We start from the raw sequence: 22,292 nt of genomic DNA, 5'->3' as shown, positions 1-22,292 counted from the left end.
TACGCACTCATTTATGGGTGTTCGGGTCGATATCTGCGCCGGTAAGACAATAAACGTCGAGTAGAAGTGAGTACCCACGTGGTGTACGCAATTGTCCGCGCAGGCGGCCACCAGGAGAAGGTTTCCGTAGGAGACCTCATCACCGTTGACCGTCTTCAGGCTGCCCCAGGTAGCTCCATCGAGCTTCCTGCTTTGCTGTTGGTAGATGGCGAGAAGGTAACTTCCGCCGCTGCTGATCTGGCTAAGGTCAAGGTCACCGCTGAGGTTGTAGAAAACCTTCGTGGCGAGAAGATCGTTATCCAGAAGTACAAGAACAAGACCGGTTACAAGAAGCGCCAGGGCTTCCGTGCCGCTCTGACCAAGGTCAAGGTCACCTCGATCGCCTAATTCTGGCTGATCGTAATATCCATTTTTGTAGCGAAAGAGGCTAAAAGGCATGGCACATAAGAAAGGTGCGAGTTCCACTCGCAACGGTCGCGATTCCAACGCACAGTACCTAGGCGTAAAGCGCTTTGGTGGTCAGGAAGTCAAGGCTGGCGAAATCATCGTTCGTCAGCGTGGCACCCACTTCCACCCAGGCGCCGGCGTAGGTCGTGGCAAGGATGACACCCTGTTCGCCCTGGCTGCTGGTGCAGTCGAGTTCGGCACCCGTCGTGGTCGCCGCGTGGTGAACATTGTTGCTGCTGCCTAATTTAGGCATCAGGCAAATTTTTTAGTACAGAAGGGGTGGGCCGTTATTCGGTCCGCCCCTTGTGTGCGTAGATAGACTTTTTCTGCGAGAGAAACTCGCACCCCCGTTCTAGGAGAAGATGGCCCCGTGGCTGCATTCGTTGATCGCGTAACCCTTCATGTCACCGCAGGTAATGGTGGCCACGGTTGTGTGTCCATCAAGCGCGAGAAATTCAAACCGCTTGGCGGACCCGATGGCGGCAACGGCGGCAAGGGCGGCGACATCATCTTGCGCGTTGACCCCCAGGTCACCACGCTGCTGGACTTCCACCACCTGCCACACCGCAAGGCCGGCAATGGCGAGCCAGGCAAGGGTGGATTGCACCCGGGCAAGCACGGCGAAAACCTGATCCTCGGGGTGCCTGCAGGCACCGTGGTGAAGTCCAGGGACGGCGACATTCTCGGCGATCTGATCAACTCTGGCGACGAGTACATCGCCGCCATCGGTGGCATGGGTGGCCTGGGCAACGCTGCCATCTCTTCTGACAAGCGCAAAGCCCCAGGCTTTGCATTGCTCGGCATTCCCGGAACTAGCCAGGACATCGTCCTGGAGCTCAAGTCCATGGCCGACATCGCGTTGGTGGGTTACCCATCGGCTGGCAAGTCATCGTTGATCGCTGCAGTTTCCGCGGCGCGCCCGAAGATCGCCGATTATCCATTCACCACCCTTGTTCCTAACCTGGGTGTCGTTCAGGCAGGCGAGACCCGCTTCACCGTCGCCGACGTCCCGGGGCTGATCCCGGGCGCATCCGAGGGCAAGGGCCTGGGCCACGAGTTCCTGCGCCACGTAGAGCGTTGCGCTGCCATCGTGCACGTCTTGGACTGCGCCTCGCTGGAATCGGATCGCGATCCGATCACCGACCTGGACATCATCGAAGCCGAGCTGGCGAATTATGAAGCCGACTCCACCTTCGCCGGAACCGACGGCACGATCGTTCCGCTCATTGATCGCCCTAAGCTGATTGCACTGAACAAGGTTGACATGCCAGATGGCGCTGAGATGGCTGAATTCGTGCGCCCTGAGCTCGAGAAGCGCGGATACCGCGTGTTTGAAATCTCAGCCCTGTCACGTAACGGATTACGTGAACTCTCCTTTGCTATGGCTGAATTGGTAGAACAAGCGCGAGCCGAACGGGTCGTGGAGGCACCGGTCGTCGAAGTGCCAGTGATCCGACCGCGCTTCAGCAACAAGGAAGAGTTCTACATTCGCCGCGAGGAACAAAACCTTGAGCCACTGTGGCGCGTTATCGGCGAAAAGCCAGAACGCTGGATCATGCAGACCGACTTCAGAAACGATGAGGCCGTCGGCTACCTCGCTGACCGCCTGGCCAAACTGGGGGTAGAAACCAAGCTATTCAAAGCCGGGGCCAAGCCGGGCGACGCTGTCGTCATTGGTTCCGAAGAAAATTCCGTGGTCTTCGACTGGGAGCCCACCATGGCTGCCGGCGCGGAATTGCTCGGCGGAAGCCGCCGTGGCGAAGACGTGCGGCTCGAAGACCGCGGCAATCGGAAGACCCGCGAAGAAAAGCGCGCCGAACACGAGGACCGGAAGGCCGCCAAGGCCGCTGCCCGTGCGGAGCTGGAAGCCGAGCGCAAGGCCGGCATCTGGACCGAATCGGTCAATGCGAAGAACGCAAAAAATGCTGCTGCAAAGAAGGCAGCGCAGGAGGAAGAATAAAGTATGAGTGAAAGTGCCACCAAGACTATTTCAGCCATTACCTCTCCTCACGAATTGCCGGATGCACGGCGACTCGTAGTAAAGGTTGGATCCAGCTCTCTGACCACGGTCAGCGGGGGAATATCCCATGAAAGACTGAAGTTCCTGGTGGACACTCTCTCCGAAACCGTGAACAACGGTACCGAGGTAATTCTCGTTTCTTCCGGTGCGATTGCCGCCGGCCTGGCCCCGCTGGGTTTGCCAAAGCGTCCTAAGGACCTGGCAACCCAGCAGGCCGCCGCGGCGGTTGGCCAGGGGTTGCTGCTAGCCGAGTACACGCAGCTATTTGAAGAGCACGACTTGCGAGTCGGCCAGGTCCTGCTGACCGCCGACGATTTGATGCGGCGCTCATCGTACACCAACGCTCTGCGCTCCCTCGTTCGGCTGTTAAATCTTGGAGTGCTTCCCATCGTCAATGAAAATGACGCTGTGGCAACTCGCGAAATCCGCTTCGGCGACAACGACCGCCTTGCCTCCCTGGTAGCGCACCTTGTCAAGGCCGACGCACTGCTCCTTTTCTCGGATGTCGATTCCGTTTACGACGCGCACCCCGAAGACGGCGGCAGCCGCATCACCACCATCGAGCATCCTGACGAGCTTGAAGCCGTCGACCTGGGAACCCCGGGCGCAGCTGGCGTAGGAACTGGCGGCATGATCACCAAGGTTGATGCCGCCACCATGAGCTCCTCCGCCGGCATCCCGACATTGGTCACAAGCACCGACAACGCCGCCAAGGCGTTGCGCGGTGAGGATGTGGGAACCTGGTTCGCCGCACGAAATTCGCGTCGCTCTGCCCGTGACGTATGGCTGGCATACCTTGCCAGCATCGAGGGTCGGCTGATCCTTGACGACGGAGCAGTCCAGGCGATCTCCCGTGGAACCAATTCGCTGTTGGCTGCCGGCATCATTGACGTAGAAGGCGCCTTCGAACCCGGTGACGCCGTAGAAATTTGCGGATCGGATCGTGTGCCATTTGCCCGCGGCCTGGTGAACTTCAGCTCCGAGGAGTTGCCCGAGATGCTGGGTCAGAACACTGGCGATCTCGTTGAGCAGCTCGGCGAAGGTTACGATAAGTCGGTCGTGCATGTCGATGACCTAGCTTTGATAGAACCTATTTTCTAGGATGGAAACTATGAGTATCGACGCAGTACGAACAGAAGAACAGATCTCCGATGTCACTGGTTCGGTTTACCAGCTCGCTGATCGAGCTCGCCGTGCCTCGCGAGTGCTCAAGCGCGCCAATCGCGACTGGAAAGACCGTGCACTGCTGGCGATCGCATCAGGAATCGACACGAACCGTTCCAAGATCTTCCAGGAAAATAAGAAGGACTTGGAGGCTGGACAGGCCAATGGCACATCCGTGGCCATGCTGGATCGCCTGAAGCTTGATGACAAGCGCGTTGACGGTTTGATTTCCGCGTTGCATGAACTCGCAGGCCTGCCGGATCCTGTGGGTCGCGTGGTCCGCGGCGAGACTTTGCCGAATGGTCTGCGAATGCGCCAGATCAATGTCCCCATGGGTGTTATCGGCACGATTTACGAAGCCCGTCCCAACGTCACGGTTGATATCGCTGGCTTGTCGCTGAAGAGCGGCAACGCAGTGTTGTTGCGCGGCGGAACTGCTGCCTTGCACTCGAACCAAGCCCTCGTCTCGATCATTCGAGACGCTCTGGAATCCGTTTCGCTACCACGAGACCTGGTGACCTCCATCGATCAGTTCGGTCGCGAGGGCGCAGACGCCATGATGGGCGCGCGAGGCAAAATCGACGTGCTGATCCCTCGCGGCGGACGTGACCTGATTCAGCGTGTTGTCACCACTGCCAAGGTGCCGGTGATTGAAACCGGCGAAGGCAACGTTCATATCTTCTTGGATTCCTCTGCTGAAGAGCAGATGGCTGTCGACATCCTGATGAACGCCAAGACCCAGCGCCCCAGCGTGTGCAACACCGTGGAGACCTTGCTGATTCACAAGGACTCAAAGGTCGCTCCCTCGGTGCTCAAAGCGCTCTCCGCTGCAGGTGTGACCCTTCATGCGGATGAACGCGCTGCAGCTCTCGTGCCGGGTCTGGAGACCGTTCCAGCCCGAGACGAAGACTGGCGCGTTGAGTACATGGACATGGATCTGGCGGTCAAGGTTGTCGATGGTATCGACGAGGCCCTGGACCACATCCGCGAATACTCCACTGGCCACACTGAAGCGATTCTTACCTCGTCGCTGGCAGCCGCTGAGCTATTCATCGCCGAGATCGAATCTGCTGCTGTCATCGTGAATGCTTCGACTCGCTTCACTGACGGTGGGCAACTCGGCCTTGGAGCTGAAGTTGGTATCTCAACGCAAAAAATGCATGCACGTGGACCGATGGGCCTGACCGAGCTGACGACAACGAAGTGGATTGTCCAAGGCGACGGACACGTTCGTAAATAGTTTCTGACCGCCCTTTTCGGTAGGATGTAGAAGAAACGTACCGCTACTTTTCGGACCGCTGGATCCTCAAAGAAATTGAAGATACGGCGGCTTCCGTGGATACGACTGGAGATTTACTTGAACGCGCTGATTCTGGCCTCTGAAGCCGCTGCCCCTGGCTTGAGTGCACACACTTGGTCCCTGCTGATCGGTGGCGGCATTTTTGTTGCTTTGATGATCTTGCTATTGATCACCGTTTCCTACACCAATGTTGGCAACCGCCACTCGGTCAAGGATGAAGAACAGGACATTCATCGCCAGTTCAAGACTCACCAACCACATAGCCACTAGTCTTGAGCGAGCGGCAGCATAGTGACCGCCCATTACGCCTCGGCGTGATGGGCGGTACTTTTGACCCCATTCACAACGGCCACTTGGTCGCCGCCAGCGAGGTGGCTGCCGAATACGACTTGGATGAGGTAGTTTTCGTACCCACCGGCCAGCCTTGGCAGAAAGCCGACAAGCAGGTCACGAGCGCTGAACATCGCTACCTGATGACCGTCATTGCCACGGCGTCCAACCCGCGATTTACTGTCAGCAGAGTGGATATTGATCGAGAAGGGGCCACGTACACACGTGACACCTTGTTGGATTTGCGTGCGCAACGCCCAGAGGCGGAACTGTTCTTCATCACCGGTGCTGACGCGATGAGCCAGATCATGAGCTGGCGTGATATCGATCAGGTTTGGGACCTCGCGAATTTTGTTGGCGTGAGCCGTCCGGGATATGTCATGAGTGATCTTGGCCGCGACAACGTTTCGCAGTTGGAGATTCCGGCGTTGGCGATTTCTTCAACGGATTGCCGTGAACGTGTCGGTGCCGATAAGCCAGTTTGGTACCTTGTGCCCGATGGTGTGGTGCAGTACATTGCAAAATATGGGCTGTATACCGAGTCGTAACCTCACATTGGGTGGCATAACACGGCATAATCACTAGGTAAGGGTGACGGTATTTGTCTATGCGGTCGGGAGAAGTACAGGATGAGCGATAACTCGCAGCCGGTTTCTAGCAGGCGAGCTCTGCGCGAAAAGCGACGTGCTGAAATGGAAGCCTTGCTCGCAGGCAGCAAGGCAGAACAAGAGGCCAAAGAACTCGCAGACAAGAAAAAGGCGGGGGAGTCCGAGCAATCGGCAACGCCAGCGAAAGCTGAAGCGGCTCCCTCTGCAAAGTCAACTCCGAAACCGGAACCAGCCAAGACTCAAGTGGCCAAACCTGCACCGTCAGCTAATCCTGAATCCGTGGCTCAAAAGCCATCCGATCAGACAGTTTCCCAACAGTCAGCGGAGGCTCCAAAAGACCAGCGAAAGCCTGCGGAAATGCCGGCCGTTAATGAGGTGCAGCCTGAAAAGGGCAACCAGGCGCAGGCATCAAAGGCCGCGACTCCTGCTGTACCTAACGCCAAAACTGCATCGGCAAAGGGTTCATCTGCCGGCGAGAATCCAGATCAAGAACCCATGGGGGAGCGTGCTTCGCTTCGTCGAGCCCGCAACCGTGAAGCTCTGCGTGAACGCCGCCGTCTGGAAGGCGAAGTGGATGCACTTACAAGCCATATTCCAACGGTTGAACCAGCAGAAGATCCCAAGCCTCTGACCCGCCGCCAGCTACGCCTGCAAGCCCTTGCTGAACAGGGCAAGGCCGACCCGGCAGCAGCACCTAGACCCGTTGCCAAGCCGGCTAAGAAGCCCGCAACTGACGATGATGCGCCTGAAACGACGGTCATGAGCGTTGAGCAGGCGTTGGCTGCACGTCGCGCGCATGCCCCTAAAGCACCCATTGATCCGAACCTGCTGGGCGAAGACGACGCCGAGATTGATCTCGAAGTCCTGGCTCACCAGCGTGAAATGGCTGCCCGCGCAGCTATTATCTCTCGTCGTGCCGCAGAACGTGAGCGCTTGCGCGTAGAAAATGCTAAGCAAGGCAAAGACGACAAGTCATCTGATCCGTTCACCGGCGCCATGGGCAACATCCGCGAGGTGGAAGACCGCATCGCCAGGACCGGCGTGCAAGGTCCAAAGACCCAGAGCGTGTCCCTGAATCTCGATTCTGATGGCAAGATCAGCTCCAAAAAAGATGAAGCGGCACCAGCAGCCAAGAAGCCGGCAGCCAAAACCGCTGCTCCAGCTAAGCCAGCTCCAAAGCCGGCATCCGCCAAGCCGGCAGCACCTAAGCCAGCAGCAAAGGTTGCCCCTAAGCCCGCACCGAAATCAGCTCCGAAGCCAAATGCCAAGACTGCCGCAAAACCTCCGGCCAAGCCGAATGCGGAAGCGAAGAAGTCAGGCGGTGTTTCGGAACCAGTTTCCGACGTGCAAATGCCTCGCATTGATGCCGTAAATGCTCACGGCCTGGAGCCGCTGGATGTTCAAACCCACGGCGTTCGCCGTGCCAACAACATGCTTATAGCCATGATCGTCGCATTAAGCGTCGGTGGAGCTGCGCTTATTGCGGGGCTCATCATGTTGCTAGGCAACTAGTTTCGTAGCAAAATTAAGTTCTCGATCTACACCTCTAACAAGGAGACACCCCACTCAATGGGAGCACACGCAGATTCAATTGCCCTCGTGAAGATTGCAGCGCACGCTGCATCGGAAAAGTTGGCAGAAAACATGGTCGCGCTCGACGTAGCAGACCGCCTGGGCGTCACCGACGCCTTCTTGATTGTCTCTGGTGGATCAGAACCGCAGGTGAACGCAATCGTCGACGAAATTCAGGCCAAGGTGCTTGAGGAATACAGCATGCGTCCGGTCCGCCGCGAGGGCTTCGGCATGGGCCGTTGGGTCCTGCTGGACTATGGAGACGTTGTCGTGCACGTTCAGCATCAGGAAGACCGCGTATTCTACGCACTGGAACGCCTTTGGGCAGACTGCCCTGTGATCGAACTGCCTGAGGAACTGACTCAGCAGAATCAGTAACGCCGAATTTGCATCCTGATCAGGTAGTCATCTATGATTATGGAGTTGCCTGATCAGGGTAGCAATCCTTTTGGGGGTATGGCGCAGTTGGTAGCGCGTCTGCATGGCATGCAGAAGGTCAGGGGTTCGAATCCCCTTACCTCCACCAATTAAATCCTGAAATTCTTGAAAAAGAATTTCAGGATTTTTTTCGTATAACTTAGTTTTTAGGCACTGACCAGAATTCTGATCATTTCCCGCTTTTGGGCGAGGCCCCCAGTTGCCCCAACGTCACATCAATTGGGCCGGCGCACAGGGCCGCAACGATAGTTGAGGTAACTCTTGGCGAGGAAGACGAAGCATGCAGGGAAGAATCACCAGGTTGGAGGAGTCTTTCGACGCTGAGGTGCTGTTTTTGCACCGTAAACAGAGGTTCACTTGCGATACTTGAATCAAATCGTTCAATCAGGAGCACCATGGCACGAATCCAGCGACGATCAATTCGAGCAAAGCACGTCGATAACGGTCGAGGGCCGGCTCACAGTTCAAAACGCGTTCGCTACATCGATGACGGCACGGTCGAACTTGCACCGTTGAGCGTCACTGCAGCGGAAGCGATGGAATTCTGCCGCACCGGGGAGAATCGCATCGCTTTGTCCCTTTACCCCACGCCAGATGATGCCGATATCCAAGAGCTGGCCGACGCGTGGAAATTGCACCCGGTTCTGGTTGAAGATCTGCTTCACGCAAGACAGCGTCCGAAGCTGGAACGCTATGGTGATGTCCTACTGCTGGTTGTACGTTCAGCCTTGTACCTCGACGTCACCGAAGAAGTCGAGCTATCCGAATTCCACATTCTCCTCCGGCAGGGCTCTATCGCGGTATTGTGCCAGGACCACCGATGGATTGACGGGACCGACGGTCGCGAGTTTGCCGAGTCAATCAGCAATGGAAACCTGCAACAGCATCAGATGTTGCTTAAGGATCCTAAATTGCTTCGGCTGGGTTCTGAAGCAGTGTTGTATCGGATTCTTGATGAGATTGTTGATGGTTATGCGCCGGTTCTCCATGGCTTAGGGATCGATAAAGAACAGATCGAGCGTCAAGTTTTCAGCGGAGATGCTGCGGTTACAGAACGCATCTATCGGCTGAGCCAAGAAGTGATTGACGTACAGCATTCCACGGCATCCTTATTGGAAGTCGTCCGGTCCCTTGATAACGGATTCAAGAAATACCCGGTTCCTGACGAACTGGAAACCTATTTGCAGGATGTCACGGACCACTTGACTCGAGCTAATACCCAGGCGCTTGAATACCGTGATGCCCTGTCGCAGATTTTGAATGTCAATGCCACCTTGGTAGCCCAACGCCAGAATGAAGACATGAAAAAGATTTCAGGTTGGGCTGCAATCTTATTTGCTCCCACTCTGATCGCGGCCATCTATGGCATGAATTTTGACCACATGCCTGAGCTGCACTGGGCCTTCGGATATCCAGCGGCAGTATTGGTGATGGTAGGTTTCGCCGCGGCACTGTATGGCGTCTTCAAATGGCGCAAATGGTTCTAGCAGTAGACGGGGACAGCGGGGGAGTGCAACAGATGGCTGAGAAGATCGATTTCAAGAAATTACTTGATGGCTACCGTGCTAAGCCATCAGAGTTTAGGCTCTTGCGAATGCCTGCCCTACGATATCTCATGATCGATGGCCACGGAGATCCCAACCTGACGCCTTGCTACGCTCAAGCGCTGGAAACGATTTATCCTGTTGCGTACAAACTAAAATTTTCCAGCAAGCAGAATGGCAGGGACTACGTGGTTCCGCCACTGGAGGGTCTGTGGTGGGCGGATAACATGGAGTCCTTTACGACGCAGCGAGATAAGTCCCAGTGGTACTGGACCCTCATGTTGATGGTCCCTGACTGGATCACCGGCGAAGAAGTCCAAGCCGCCGTCGCAGCAGCGGCTTCTCAGCGCAGGCTGCCAAGCGTCGATAAACTCCGCTTCGAAGAACTGGACGAAGGAGAATGCGTCCAGACGCTGCATCTTGGTGCTTATGATGATGAAGGACCTGTCCTAGAGCAGATGCACAAGGACTATATCCTGGGGCATGGTCTGCGATTATCAGGCAAGCATCATGAGATCTATCTTGGAGATCCCAGGAAAGTCGCGCCGGAACGATTGCGAACCATCCTGCGACAACCAGTTGCATCCCTATAGCGAATAAATAGACGGAGTATACGTTGAGCAATGAGATCGGTCCTGAAAGTACAGTGCCAGAAATCCAGCAGGCATTGTTGGTTCTGGAAGACCCCAAAGCGCGGGCGGTCAATGAACGCCATGGTGATGACTTTGGGGTCAATCTCGGCAAACTCCGCGCCCTCGCTAAGTCCCTGAAGTCTAATCAGGAGCTGGCAGAGCAGTTGTGGGCGACCAAGGAAACCTCAAGTCGTCTCGTGGCCCTTCTGATTGCGAAGCCTCGCAGCTTCACGCTGGAACAGCTGCATGACTGGAGCAAGGCAGCCAGCACGCCCAAGGTGCAAGCCTGGTTCTTGAACTACATCGTCAAGAAAACAAAACTGCTAGAAGAGCTACGCCAAGTATTGATGGCTGAAAGCGACAGCGTACAGCTGGCCGCCGGGTGGGAACTAACCGCGCATCAAGTGGTCAAGGACCCTGATCAGCTTGATCTTGTTGGGCTTCTCGACATTATCGAAGAACAGATGCTCGCTGCGCCCGAACGACTGCAGTGGGCCATGAATACCACGCTTGCGCAGATCGGCATTGAGCATCCGGCGTTGCGAGAGCGCGCGCTGGCTATCGGAGACAACCTGCAAGTGCTGGCCGACTATCCGACATCGCCAGGATGCACTTCTCCTTTCGCCCCCATCTGGATCAACGAAATGGTGAAGAGAAAAGCCTAGGCCCGATCCACGATCGTGAATCGAACCTAGGCTTGGGAAGCTGCGATTGGACTAGACGTCGCTGGCTTCTTCTCCGCTTGTCCCGTCACGCAAGACCAACTTGGAGATAATCCAGATGACGGCTGTCAAAGCTCCGGTGAGCAGCAATTGAGTGCGAGCCGCTGCATCGGTCATCGCAATGGCAACGATGGCCGCCAGAACCACGATGGTCGCGATGGAAAGACCCGGGAATCCCCACAGGCGCAATGGCAGCTTCTCGCCCTCTCGGTCGGCGCGGCGACGCAAGATCAACTGGGTCACCGCGATGAATGCCCAGATGAAAATGATGGTCGAGCCCACTACGTTGAGCAGGATCGGCATGACCCTATCGGGCCAAATCCAGTTCAGGCCAACGGCCAGGAAAGAAAAGGCAACAGAGCTGATGACAGCCTTGGCGGGAACGCCCTTGCCGGTCACATGAGTGACGCTTCGCGGGGCAAGCTTCCGCTGGCCGAGCGAGTAGAGCATGCGAGATGAGCCGTAGATGTTGGCGTTCATGGCAGAAAGCAGTGCCACCACAACTACGGCATTCATCAGCAGGCTGACACCGGGGATGTGCATCACTGCCAGCGCCGCGGCGAAGGGTCCGTCGACCACTGATGGGTCATTCCACGGCACCAGCGCGATGATGATCAGGATTGAGCCGAGGTAGAAGAAGAGGATGCGCAGCATCACGGACTTCACCACTCGCTTGATGTTCCCGGCAGGGTCTTTTGATTCTGCCGCGGCAATTGAAACTACTTCGGTGCCGCCGAATGAGAAAATCACGATCAGCACGGCTGCGGCGATGCCAGCCATGCCACCTGGCGCGAAGCCTCCATGGGCAGCCAGGTTGGCGAATCCTACAGGTTCATCGGTGGGGATGACGTGGGCGAGGACCAGTACTCCAAAGACCAGGAAGGCGATAATCGCAGCGACCTTGATTACTGCAAACCAGTATTCGAACCGGCCGTAATTCCGCACGCCCAGGAGGTTGGCGCCAGTGAGGACCACAACAAAGCCAAGAACCCAAGCCCACTGAGGGACGGCCGGGAGCCATCCTGCGGTGATGGCAGCAGCGCCGGTGGCTTCGGCCGCTATCACGACAACCAGCTGCACCCAGTAGAGCCATCCCAGGGTGCTGCCTGCGCTTCGGCCCATCGCCTTATGGGCGAAGGTGCTGAAAGCTCCTGAGGATGGATGCGCTGCAACCATTTCGGCAAGCATCGCCATGATCACGATGATGACGGTGCCAGCGAGCAGGTAGGAAACAAGAACCGCCGGACCAGCAATCGAAATCGCTTGCCCCGAGCCGACAAAGAGGCCAGCGCCAATTGCGCCGCCAAGACCCATCATGGAAATCTGGCGCTGGGTCAGCCCCGTATGCAACTGTGCTTCGGTGTCTTTCACAGCGGTCATGCGATGGCCGCCTTTGCAGATGCCAATTCAGGCAAGGCTGCCAGCACGCGACTAACGTCTTCTTCGGTCCCGGAGGAGATGCGCAGGCCTTCTCCCGGGAAGGCGCGGACCACAACGCCTCCGGCCGCCAGTTGTTCTTCAAGCTGCATGGTGTCTTCTCCTGCGTCCACCCAAACGAAATTAGCTTGGGATTTCACGACGGGGTAACCTGCCTGAGCCAGGGAGTCGTGCATTCGCTCTCGCTGGGCCACGACCTCTTCGATACGCACAGCCAACTCGTCGCTGGCCGCAAGCGATGCCACGGCAGCGCGCTGGGCAAGATCGGAAACTCCAAAGGGCACTGCGACCTTGCGCAGATTCGCTGCCACTTCCAAGGGGCTGATGGCGTAGCCGACTCTCAGCCCAGCAAGACCATAAGCCTTGGAAAACGTGTGCAGGACGGCAACGTGCGGGTATTTGCGGAACAGTTCGATGCCATCAGCACGTACGGCCGAACGGTCGAAGTGCACGTATGCCTCGTCAACGACAACCAGGACGTCACGCGGTACAGCGTTGATGAACTGGTCAAGTGCTTCTGCTTCGACTACGGTTCCCGTTGGATTGTTCGGGTTGCAGATGAAGATGAGCCGGGTGTTCTCGGTAATGGCCTCCAGCATGGCCGGCAAGTCGTGGCGGGACTCGGCATCCAGGGGGACCTCGACCGGCGTAGCGCCGGCGATGCGTACGAGGGATGGGTACGCCTCGAAGGAACGCCACGCGTACATCACTTCATCGCCCTCGGCCGCCACTGCGTGAATGATCTGCGCAGCGACCTCAACCGATCCAGCACCCAGAGTGATATGTTCCGGGGCAATTCCGAACTGCTCGCTCAGTGCGCCGGTAAGTTGAGGAGCGGCAATGCTTGGATAGCGGTGGATGCTCCCCAGACCCTCCTGAATGCTGGAGATCACCGAAGCCAAAGGCGCATGCGGTGATTCATTAGATGAGAGTTTTGAAGCTCCAGCGGGTGCGGGCTTGCCCTGCTTGTAAGCGGGAACGTCCTGCAAGGAAGGGCGCTGGTGAAGGGTCATGAGTTTCCTCTCTGATTGCCACAACTGCTTAAAGTTGGCAATCGTTCAAACAGCAAAGCCACCAGCTGACGTCCTCAGGAGTGGCCCCGCTCATATTCTCGCGTGTCGCGATTCACAAGCAATGACTGTAGGTTGATCGAATCTGCAGTGCAATCGACCTCTGGGGGCCTATGCAAGTTGCATAGCAGTAATTGCCCATCCCTTCATTTTACTAGTCAATCTGTATAGCCTTGTCACGCTCTGCCCCTGCATCAGCGCACGCAGCAACCAGCGGAAGCGTTCTTCCCTGAAAATGCTCGTGCAAGGCAAAAGAGGAGGAAGTCCTGGCTACGCCGGCGACGCGATTGATCCGGTCAAAAATATCCTGGAGATCCTCTGCGGTTCGCGCGACAACACGCAACTGCAAATCAGAACTGCCTGTCACCGTATACATATCAACGATCTCAGGAATCGATTCCTCAAGCGCGGACGCAACCGGGGCATGGCCGTATCGTTGAATGATTTCAACCTGGCAAAAGGCAACGAGTGAGTAGCCGAAACCGGCAGGCTCAACCCGTGGAATGATCCCGCGAATTACCCCAGCCTCGTGTAGTCGAGCTAGCCGGCTGCTCACGGTGCCACGGGCTACACCGAGGCGTCGCGCGCATTCCATCACCGGCAGCATGGGGGATTCGGTGAGCAGTTCGATGAGGTCCGCGTCTAGGCGGTCAATGCGCACGGTAGTCCTTTCAAAGATTGAAATTGGTCATCCAAGATTAACCCGCCAATCTGGAAGTGATGAGGTTTAGCTGCCAGCAGTAACCTGAATCACGCGGTACTCTGGACTAAATTTGAGCTCAAGGAGTCAGAGATGGCAAAAGTTCCACTAGATTCGGTAGCTGGTTTGCATGTCCTGGTCACGGGAGCAGCTCAGGGAATGGGCTTTATCTTCGCAAAACAAGCCTGTCTGGAAGGCGCGGCCCGAGTGATCCTCTGGGACATAAATGAGCTCAGGCTGGAAAAAGCGCTAGCGGAATTGCGCTTGCTAGAAGCCAATGTCGAGGTGCAGGCCGTGGATCTCGCGGACCCGGCACAAATCCAACGGTACGCTCAGAGCGCCGTGGACAGCGGTGGCGTTGACGTCCTTGTCAATAATGCAGGAATCATTACTGGAACGTCATTTGACCAGCACCAGGCCTCGGAGATTACCGCCACGATGCAGGTCAATGCGCTAGCTCCAATGCATCTCACCCATGCCTTGCTGCCTCAGCTGCGGCGAAGCGGCCATGGGCGCGTGCTCACTATGGCCTCTGCTGCGGCCCTCGTTTCGAATCCGAATATGAGCGTATACGCGGCATCCAAGGCCGCCACGCTTTCATGGAGTGATTCCCTGCGTTTGGAACTGGAAGCTGATGACTCGATTGCAGTCAGTACCATTTGCCCCACATACATTTCAACCGGCATGTTCGCCGGTGCACGGCCCATGCTGTTCACGCCGATCATGGAACCTCAAAGGGTTGTCGATCGGGCATGGCGAGCCATGCTCGCCGGCCAGCCATTGGTGCTCATGCCATGGACCAGCAAACTCGGGCAGCTGCTGCGGGGCGTTCTGCCGCGTCCCGCCTGGGATTTCGTGGCGGGCAAGATCATCGGCGTTTACCATTTGATGGATGGCTTTACCGGCCGGGCGAACGGCGAAGAACCTAGCGGTGAAGTCGGACTAAAAGTTCACTGATCTTCCTGTTTTTCCCGCACGCTTCGCGGTACCTTGGAAGCGTCATTCAGTTACCCGAGAGGTTTCGTCATGCAAAAGCTCACCGTCAATCTGTGGATGCAAGGAACAGCTGAGGAAGCTGGAGAGTTCTATGCCGCAGCGCTGCCTGAGGCCACATCAGAAATTGAATCACGCTATCCCACCGAAGGGTTGCTCGATTTCCAACAGCCATTTGCAGGCAAGGCCCTGACCGTTTCGGTACGGGTTCGTGGAACGAAGATCACGCTGATCAACGCCGGGGGCGAGTTCACTCCGAACGCCTCAATCTCCATGATCCTCAGCTTCAACAGCGACGAACGTGACGTCCTTGACGCTACGTGGGCGGCGCTGTCGGAAAGCGGAAACGTGCTAATGCCTTTGGATGCGTATCCGTTCAGCACGCGTTATGGCTGGGTCAGCGACAAGTACGGAGTTTCCTGGCAGTTGATGGAGTCCACAGAGCCGGTGCAAGACGCAGCTCGGGTCATGCCGTCGTTGATGTTCGGCGGAGCGGCCCAGAACCGCGCCGCCGAAGCTATCGCCTACTACTCGGAAGTGCTCGGGGCCAAGCTTGACAGCTCGTTCCCCTATGGGCAGGCAACCGAAGTTGCCACAGCAGAATCGTTGATGTTCGCTCAATTCTCCCTGGATGATGATCTCGTGGCTGCCATGGATTCCGGCGTTGCGCAGGACTTCTCTTTCACGCCAGGGGTTTCCTTGGAATGGCCTTGCGAAGGCCAAGAAGAGATTGATCGAGTTTGGGAAGCGCTCTCGGCCGTCCCGGAAGCTGAGGCCTGCGGGTGGCTTACGGATAAGTTCGGTGTCAGCTGGCAAATTGTGCCATCGAATATGGGTGAGCTCATGGAGCGTCCTGGAGCTTTTGAGCATATGCTGGGCATGAAGAAATTGGTGATCAATGACTTTTAGTTCATCGGGTTCATGAGATACGTCGTTGTGCCGACCCCGTGCATGAGCAGATTCTGAACTCAGGAGCTCAGGGCGTCAACTTCGATCCATGAAATTATCGGTACCGGTTCTCCTCGCTCTGTCGTCGCATGCCCAAAGCAGCGGTAGCGCTGTTCCGCGTTGCATTCGAGTTGCTGCCCGAATCGCGACGGGCTTCAGATGGTCGATGATAGGTGTGGGCGTTAACTGATATTGTCGAAACCTCGACAGTAAATCCATTGATTTCTAAGGACTAGCCCGATGAACCCCAAAATCCGTACCTTTACATTGCCTGAATTGGCAGCCGGATATGCAGGTGATCTCAGTGGTGGCGAGTACGTTGAGCTGTTGCACTTTGCGAATATCGATGAGCCTGTTCAGGCATATGATGCCCGAGTGGAGGAATGCCGCTTTACCTCGGTAGCTCTAGATAATCTACGAAACGCCCGGCTCTTGCAATGCGAGTTGGCGCAGATCAATGCCCCGTCGCTGAATGCGGCTGGCGCATTTTTCAATGATGTGCGAGTGGAGCACAGCAGATTCGGCTCGGCCGATTTTGCAGAAGCCGAGCTGGACGGCGTCGTTTTCGAGAACTGCAAATTCGGATGGCTGAATCTGCGCCGGGCCAAGGCCAGAGACGTGGTCTTCCGCCATTGCCAATTCGAGGAGATCGACTTCGGCGGTCAAATTCACCGCGTGAACTTCATCGATTCACGGTCTACAGTAATTAATTGTTCGGGCGGACAACTTCGAGATGTCGACTTGCAAGGTCTGGACTTCGCCCAGGCCGAGGGCCTGGAAAATATGCGCGGGGCTCATATCAACGCCCTGCAGCTGAGCTTGTTGGCTGGAGACATGGCGAAACATTTGGGGATTAAAGTAGCGCAGTAATCTGCTTGTGCCGGGCAGCCAAGGTGCTTGCTGTCGTTTCGATCAGCGCATGCATGGCTGCTGATGCACGTGTCAGCGATACGTCACGTCGGTGGGCCAAGCCGATGGTACGGGATAGCTGCGGATCGCTTAAGGGCATTGCGCGAACTCCCGGGGTCTCCAATGCCACAGTAGCCGGTACCACGGCGACTCCTAGTCCGCGCTCAACAAAGCGCAAAACGGCGTCCATTTCTCCACCCTCAACCACGATATTCGGAGCAAAACCTGCGTCCTTATAAGCCTGCATGGTGCTCGCGCGGAGGTCGTAGCTGTGGGAGAAAGCCAATTGCGGCACAGGAGCCAGCGTGCGGAGGTCCAGTTCAGTGGTCTCTGGCAAGCGCGGACGGTCCAACGAGTCGATAACCACTAGTTCTTCTTCCAACAACGGTAGATTTTGCAGGTGCTGGTCATTCACGGCGTGTTCCGATGTGACGATCAGCGCAAGATCCAGTTCACCGCCGCCCAACTGCTCCAGCAGCCGATGTGATCCTGCCTCGAAAATCTGCAGCTGAACGCCGGGGTAGCGGTCGTGGAAGGCATCCAGTACCTCAGCAACCAGTGAAACGCAGAGCGTGGGAGGCGCTCCGAGGCGGACCCGGCCGCGCCTCAGTCCCGCCAAATCCGCCATTTCGCTTCTAATGGTTTCTTCATCGGCCAGCATGCGCCTGGCTCGCGGAAGTAGGGCTTGGCCAGCCGCGGTGAGGGAGATATTCCCTCGCGCGCGATGGAAGAGTTCCGAACCCAGCTCTTGTTCAAGAGTGGAAATCTGTCGGCTCAGCGAAGGCTGTGCGAGGTGCAAAAGCTCGGCCGCGTGAGTGAAGTGGCCCACTTCTGCGATGGTGATGAAGCCCCTCAACTGCTCTAGATTCATGTTCATAGCCTATCGCTATCGTGTGTATGAAGATAATTCATTGGACGTATTCAAGGGGCCAGCGGATGCTAGGGATCATGAGAAAAGAACAGCAGATATCCACGTCAGTACTCGTCATCGGCACCGGCGGCTCCGGGCTACGCGCAGCCATCGAACTGGCCGAATTGGGCACTGATGTCCTCGCCGTAGGCAAGCGTCCGAAACATGATGCGCACACGTCACTTGCTGCGGGAGGTATCAACGCCGCGTTGGCAACGATGGATCAAGAGGACAGCTGGCAGCAGCATGCTGCCGACACCATCAAGGAAAGCTACTACCTGGCAGACCCGCGAACCGTGCAAGTTGTCGCCCAGGGAGCGCAGCGAGGCATCGAGGATCTGGAACGCTACGGCATGAACTTTGCCCGTGAAGAAGACGGACGCATTTCACAACGATTCTTCGGGGCGCACAAGTTCCGTCGAACTGCCTTCGCCGGAGACTACACAGGACTTGAAATTCAAAGGACCTTGATCCGTCGTGCAGAACAGCTCAAAATTCCCGTCCTCGACACCGTCTACGTCACCGAGCTTCTGGTCGCCGAGGGAAAGATCTTTGGCGCGTACGGTTTCGACGTCAATGATGGCACCGGATACCTCATCCATGCCGATTCAGTCATCCTGGCTGCTGGAGGACATAACCGCATCTGGCGGCGAAGCAGCTCCCGGCGCGATGAAAATACCGGTGATTCCTTCCGCCTGGCAGTCGAAGCTGGCGCAAGGCTGCGCGACGCGGAGCTTGTCCAGTTCCACCCCTCAGGCATCATCGAGCCAGAGTCCGTTGCAGGCACCTTGATCTCGGAGGCGGCCCGCGGCGAGGGCGGGATCTTGACCAACGCATTGGGCGAGCGCTTCATGCAACGCTACGATCCCGAGCGCATGGAACTATCAACCAGGGATCGTGTGGCCCTCGCTGCCTACACCGAAATTAGCGAAGGCCGGGGTACCGAAAAAGGCGGTGTATGGCTGGATGTATCCCACCTGCCTCGCAAAACCATCATGTCTCGGCTGCCGCGCGTCTATCAGACCATGCTCGAAGAACAGATGCTTGACATCACTCAGGAAAAAATCGAGATTGCACCGACCGCGCATTACTCCATGGGAGGTGTTTGGGTGGATCCGCTCACGCACGCTACAGAAGTGCCGGGCCTTTTCGCCATTGGTGAAGCGTCATCTGGATTGCATGGAGCCAACCGCCTCGGCGGAAACTCACTGATTGAGCTCTTGGTATTCGGCCGAATCGTCGGGCAGGAAGCCGCGAAGTACTCTCGTTCGCTCACCTCCCATCGACGTTCGCAAACTGCCATTGATCATGCACGCAACGCAGTGCAATCCCTGGTTTCTTCGGATGGCGAGGAGAACGTGCGCAGCTTGCAACGAGCAATACGGGATCTGATGACTGTTCATGCCGGCGTCGTTCGCAACGAGGCTGGGCTCAGGCGTGGCTTGGAGAAGCTGGCCGAGATTGAACAGCGAATGAAGAATATCGGCATTCACCCGGATATCGCCGGCTACCAGGATCTATGCCATGCGTTCGATCTGAAGTCCTCGGTTCTCGCAGCCCGAGCGACGTTGGAATCTGCCTTGGAACGAAAAGAAACGCGTGGCTGCCATAACCGTAGCGATTATCCGCTGATTGATCCCGAGCTCCGGGTGAACCTGGTGTGGTCTCCGCAAGGAATTGTTCGTGAACCACTCCCGCAGGTGCCGGAGGAGATCGCCTCGCTGATTACCGAAGTGTCACAGATTGGCAAACTCGTCGAGTAAGCCCAAAACGAGCGAGCAAATTACCTCCATACTGCTGCTCCTCGAATCCGCTACGGCCATTTGGCACCAGCGGTATTCGAGGAGCAGTTTGGGTTGAAGCCAAAGCGCCGCGGCCGTTTTTTCGCAGGAGATGCAGGCGGTGGCACTAGATGTAATGAGCTCTTAATCTTGACGAAACGGGCAAGCCGGTGCTCGTGATCTCGGTTGAGTAAAATCATAGCTGTCTTGGGAAAATAAACTATGTCGACGAGCGGTTCGAAGGGTGAATGCGACCCGGTCAATGCTCAAGTCATGGTCTGCTATTCTTGCCATATCCACGGCCCCTCCGGCGTGTTTTGGCCGATTCCGAGTACAAATGTGGAGCGTCCAAACAACTCTTGAATGGGGATTCAGTTAATGCATTTAACGCCGAGGGAGCAAGAAAAGCTCATGATCGTCGTAGCCGCTGATTTGGCGCGGCGCCGCCAAGCGCGGGGGCTGAAACTCAACTACCCGGAGTCCATCGCCATCATCACTTATGAGTTGATTGAAGGCGCGCGAGACGGTCGCTCTGTGGCCGACCTGATGAGCTATGGGACCACCATCCTGCGCCGCGAAGACGTGATGGAAGGGATCGCAGAAATGATCCCCGACGTCCAGGTTGAAGCTACCTTCCCCAACGGAACCAAACTCGTCACGGTCCATAATCCAATTCGCTAGTTCACGCGGAAACGAAAGGTAGATTCCATGATTCCGGGAGAGTACGTTCTTCGCGACGACCCCATCGCCTGCAACCAGACGCAGAAGACGCTTGAGCTGAAACTCATCAATCGTGGTGACCGTCCAGTGCAGGTTGGTTCGCACTTTCACTTCGCTGAGGTAAACCCACAACTTGAATTCGATCGCGATGCCGCACGAGGATTCCGCCTCGATATCCCAGCGGGGACCGCTGTTCGCTTCGAACCGGGCGATGCCCGAACCGTAAACCTTGTTGAATTTTCCGGTGATCGCGAGGTCCACGGCTTCCGCGACCACGTCGCAGGCCCGTTGGACAACGCTGCTACAAATGATCGGGAACAGCAATCATGAGCTTTGACATGACCCGCAGGCAGTATTCAGAAATGTACGGTCCCACCACTGGCGATGCTATTCGACTGGCTGATACTGAACTGTTATTGGAAATCGAACACGACTACACCACGTATGGCGAAGAAGTCGTCTTCGGTGGAGGAAAAGTCATTCGAGACGGCATGGGCCAAAATGGCCGATTGACCAGAGACCAGAACATCCCAGATACCGTCATCACCAACGTGGTGGTTTTGGATTATTCCGGGATTTACAAAGCTGACGTCGCCCTCCGAGACGGGCACATTTTCAAGATCGGCAAAGCCGGAAATCCGGATATTTCCGATGGCGTCGATATAACCATTGGGGCAGCCACCGAAGTCATCGCTGGAGAGCACAAGATTCTCACCGCAGGCGCGATCGACACCCACATTCACTTTGTCTCGCCAGGCCAAGTCGAAGCTGCCCTGGCAAATGGTACGACCACCATGATCGGCGGCGGAACCGGCCCAGCTGAAGGAACCAAGGCAACTAGCCTGACGCCTGGCGCCTGGCATATCGCACGCATGCTTCAAGCGGTTGAAGATCTGCCGATGAACATCGGGTTCCTGGGCAAGGGGCACGCAAGCGACGAGGCGCCATTGGTTGAACAGATCAAGGCCGGTGCGATCGGCCTAAAAATTCACGAAGACTGGGGCGCCACTACTTCGTCAATCGATACCTCATTGAAAGTCGCCGACAAATTCGACGTTCAAGTCGCCATTCACACGGATACATTGAACGAATGCGGATTTGTCGAAGACACCATCGAAGCCATTGCCGGACGAGTCATTCACACGTTCCACACTGAAGGAGCCGGTGGCGGGCATGCACCTGACATCATCCGCATGGCCGGGTTGCCTAATGTCATCCCTGCCTCCACAAACCCGACGTTGCCTTACACCGGCAATACGGTTGACGAACACCTCGACATGCTGATGGTCTGCCACCACTTGAATCCCGACATTCCGGAAGACGTGGCATTTGCTGATTCACGAATTCGTCCGGAGACCATTGCCGCCGAAGACGTATTGCACGACATGGGAGTCTTTTCGATTACATCATCCGATTCCCAAGCTATGGGCCGCGTTGGTGAAGTGGTACTGCGCACCTGGCAGGTCGCCGACTCCATGAAGCGCCAACGCGGGAAACTGGCTGGTGATCCTGAAATTGGCGACAACGAACGCCTGAAACGATACGTTGCCAAATATACGATCAACCCGGCCATTGCCCACGGCATCGCGGATTCCATCGGCAGCGTAGAAGAAGGAAAATTTGCTGACCTCGTCTTGTGGGATCCTGCCTTCTTCGGCATCAAGCCAGAGCTGATTATCAAGGGGGGCATGATCGTACAGTCAATCATGGGCGACTCGAACGCTTCGATCCCGACTCCTCAGCCACGAACGATGCGTCCGAGCTTCGGATCGATGGGGCGTGCTGTCTTTGAAAGCTCAATTACCTTCATGTCGCAGGCCGCAATCGACGAGGGAGTCCCGGCGCAACTTGGCCTTCGCAAAGTAATCCGCCCATGCAAGGGCATTCGGGGGCTGGCCAAGGCAGACCTCAAGCACAACGGCAACACGCCGGAGATCAAGGTCGACGCCGAAACCTACCAAGTGTTTGTTGACGGTGAATTGGCAACCAGCGAGCCCGCTATCGAACTGCCGATGACCCAGCGGTACTTCCTTTTCTGACCGCAGAA

The 22,292-nt window shown here is 56.6% G+C and carries 23 protein-coding genes and 1 tRNA gene; 20 read left to right on the top strand and 4 right to left on the bottom strand.

The window, feature by feature from the left end; translation table 11 throughout:
• Positions 1–78 precede the first annotated feature (78 nt).
• The 13 genes from rplU (at position 79) to OF385_RS08685 (ending at position 10,720) form a co-directional block, all read left to right on the top strand.
• Positions 79–387: a 50S ribosomal protein L21 gene (gene rplU, locus OF385_RS08745; protein ID WP_022875304.1), complete on the top strand. Its 309-nt coding sequence runs from the start codon at positions 79–81 to the stop codon at positions 385–387.
• Positions 388–436: 49 nt separating this feature from the next.
• Positions 437–691: a 50S ribosomal protein L27 gene (rpmA, locus tag OF385_RS08740; protein ID WP_022875303.1), complete on the top strand. Its 255-nt coding sequence runs from the start codon at positions 437–439 to the stop codon at positions 689–691.
• A gap of 126 nt (positions 692–817) precedes the next feature.
• Positions 818–2,407 carry a GTPase ObgE gene (gene obgE / locus OF385_RS08735; RefSeq protein WP_264275044.1) on the top strand — a complete coding sequence of 530 codons (1,590 nt, stop codon included), beginning with the start codon at positions 818–820 and terminating at the stop codon, positions 2,405–2,407.
• A gap of 3 nt (positions 2,408–2,410) precedes the next feature.
• A complete protein-coding gene (gene proB, locus OF385_RS08730) occupies positions 2,411–3,568 on the top strand; it encodes a glutamate 5-kinase (RefSeq protein ID WP_264275043.1) in 1,158 nt (385 codons plus the stop codon).
• A 10-nt stretch (positions 3,569–3,578) separates the two neighbouring features.
• On the top strand, positions 3,579–4,871 hold the full coding sequence (locus OF385_RS08725; protein WP_264275042.1) for a glutamate-5-semialdehyde dehydrogenase: 1,293 nt from the start codon (positions 3,579–3,581) through the stop codon (positions 4,869–4,871).
• 117 nt (positions 4,872–4,988) lie between these two features.
• Positions 4,989–5,201, top strand: a complete 213-nt coding sequence (locus OF385_RS08720; protein WP_195182249.1) for a hypothetical protein — start codon at positions 4,989–4,991, stop codon at positions 5,199–5,201.
• A gap of 47 nt (positions 5,202–5,248) precedes the next feature.
• On the top strand, positions 5,249–5,809 hold the full coding sequence (gene nadD / locus OF385_RS08715; RefSeq protein ID WP_264277886.1) for a nicotinate-nucleotide adenylyltransferase: 561 nt from the start codon (positions 5,249–5,251) through the stop codon (positions 5,807–5,809).
• Between the two features lie 417 nt (positions 5,810–6,226).
• Complete coding sequence (locus tag OF385_RS08710) at positions 6,227–7,381, top strand: hypothetical protein (protein ID WP_264275041.1); 1,155 nt, start codon at positions 6,227–6,229, stop codon at positions 7,379–7,381.
• Positions 7,382–7,438: 57 nt separating this feature from the next.
• Positions 7,439–7,819: a ribosome silencing factor gene (gene rsfS / locus OF385_RS08705; RefSeq protein ID WP_022875296.1), complete on the top strand. Its 381-nt coding sequence runs from the start codon at positions 7,439–7,441 to the stop codon at positions 7,817–7,819.
• Between the two features lie 72 nt (positions 7,820–7,891).
• A tRNA-Ala gene (locus OF385_RS08700) sits at positions 7,892–7,967 on the top strand.
• A 307-nt stretch (positions 7,968–8,274) separates the two neighbouring features.
• On the top strand, positions 8,275–9,366 hold the full coding sequence (locus tag OF385_RS08695; protein WP_264275040.1) for a magnesium and cobalt transport protein CorA: 1,092 nt from the start codon (positions 8,275–8,277) through the stop codon (positions 9,364–9,366).
• Positions 9,367–9,398: 32 nt separating this feature from the next.
• A complete protein-coding gene (locus OF385_RS08690; RefSeq protein ID WP_264275039.1) occupies positions 9,399–10,016 on the top strand; it encodes a GyrI-like domain-containing protein in 618 nt (205 codons plus the stop codon).
• 23 nt (positions 10,017–10,039) lie between these two features.
• The gene (locus OF385_RS08685) at positions 10,040–10,720 is read left to right on the top strand and encodes a DNA alkylation repair protein (protein ID WP_264275038.1); all 681 of its coding nucleotides are present in this window, start codon (positions 10,040–10,042) and stop codon (positions 10,718–10,720) included.
• A 51-nt stretch (positions 10,721–10,771) separates the two neighbouring features.
• Here OF385_RS08685 and OF385_RS08680 read toward each other — a convergent pair whose 3' ends face one another.
• The 3 genes from OF385_RS08680 to OF385_RS08670 all read right to left on the bottom strand — a co-directional run bounded on the left by OF385_RS08680 (position 10,772) and on the right by OF385_RS08670 (position 13,945).
• On the bottom strand, positions 10,772–12,157 hold the full coding sequence (locus OF385_RS08680) for an amino acid permease (protein ID WP_264275037.1): 1,386 nt from the start codon (positions 12,155–12,157) through the stop codon (positions 10,772–10,774).
• The gene (hisC, locus tag OF385_RS08675) at positions 12,154–13,227 is read right to left on the bottom strand and encodes a histidinol-phosphate transaminase (protein ID WP_264275036.1); all 1,074 of its coding nucleotides are present in this window, start codon (positions 13,225–13,227) and stop codon (positions 12,154–12,156) included. The genes OF385_RS08680 and hisC overlap by 4 nt, the downstream gene beginning before the upstream one ends.
• Before the next feature lie 211 nt (positions 13,228–13,438).
• Positions 13,439–13,945: an Lrp/AsnC family transcriptional regulator gene (locus OF385_RS08670; protein ID WP_264275035.1), complete on the bottom strand. Its 507-nt coding sequence runs from the start codon at positions 13,943–13,945 to the stop codon at positions 13,439–13,441.
• Between the two features lie 132 nt (positions 13,946–14,077).
• Between OF385_RS08670 and OF385_RS08665 the strand changes: the two genes are divergently transcribed.
• From OF385_RS08665 to OF385_RS08655, 3 genes are all read left to right on the top strand, one after another.
• A complete protein-coding gene (locus OF385_RS08665) occupies positions 14,078–14,941 on the top strand; it encodes an SDR family NAD(P)-dependent oxidoreductase (protein WP_264275034.1) in 864 nt (287 codons plus the stop codon).
• Positions 14,942–15,010: 69 nt separating this feature from the next.
• Entirely contained in the window at positions 15,011–15,886 is an 876-nt protein-coding gene (locus OF385_RS08660; protein ID WP_264275033.1) for a VOC family protein, read from the top strand.
• Between the two features lie 279 nt (positions 15,887–16,165).
• Complete coding sequence (locus tag OF385_RS08655; RefSeq protein ID WP_264275032.1) at positions 16,166–16,795, top strand: pentapeptide repeat-containing protein; 630 nt, start codon at positions 16,166–16,168, stop codon at positions 16,793–16,795.
• On the opposite strand, the gene OF385_RS08650 is transcribed toward OF385_RS08655, so the two are convergent.
• Positions 16,779–17,705, bottom strand: coding sequence for a LysR family transcriptional regulator (locus tag OF385_RS08650; RefSeq protein ID WP_264275031.1), 927 nt, complete (start codon positions 17,703–17,705; stop codon positions 16,779–16,781). The two genes, OF385_RS08655 and OF385_RS08650, sit on opposite strands and share 17 nt — an antisense overlap.
• A 77-nt stretch (positions 17,706–17,782) precedes the next feature.
• Between OF385_RS08650 and OF385_RS08645 the strand changes: the two genes are divergently transcribed.
• The 4 genes from OF385_RS08645 (at position 17,783) to ureC (ending at position 22,284) form a co-directional block, all read left to right on the top strand.
• Entirely contained in the window at positions 17,783–19,507 is a 1,725-nt protein-coding gene (locus tag OF385_RS08645; protein WP_413467955.1) for an FAD-binding protein, read from the top strand.
• Between the two features lie 396 nt (positions 19,508–19,903).
• Positions 19,904–20,206 carry an urease subunit gamma gene (locus OF385_RS08640; protein ID WP_264275030.1) on the top strand — a complete coding sequence of 101 codons (303 nt, stop codon included), beginning with the start codon at positions 19,904–19,906 and terminating at the stop codon, positions 20,204–20,206.
• A gap of 27 nt (positions 20,207–20,233) precedes the next feature.
• On the top strand, positions 20,234–20,575 hold the full coding sequence (locus tag OF385_RS08635) for an urease subunit beta (protein ID WP_264275029.1): 342 nt from the start codon (positions 20,234–20,236) through the stop codon (positions 20,573–20,575).
• A complete protein-coding gene (gene ureC, locus OF385_RS08630; RefSeq protein WP_264275028.1) occupies positions 20,572–22,284 on the top strand; it encodes an urease subunit alpha in 1,713 nt (570 codons plus the stop codon). The genes OF385_RS08635 and ureC overlap by 4 nt, the downstream gene beginning before the upstream one ends.
• Positions 22,285–22,292 lie beyond the last annotated feature (8 nt).

This window comes from Glutamicibacter sp. JL.03c (assembly GCF_025854375.1).
Lineage (GTDB): Bacteria > Actinomycetota > Actinomycetes > Actinomycetales > Micrococcaceae > Glutamicibacter.
The sequence above is the reverse complement of the archived record's forward strand: the minus strand, read 5'-3'. Positions and strand labels throughout refer to the sequence as shown.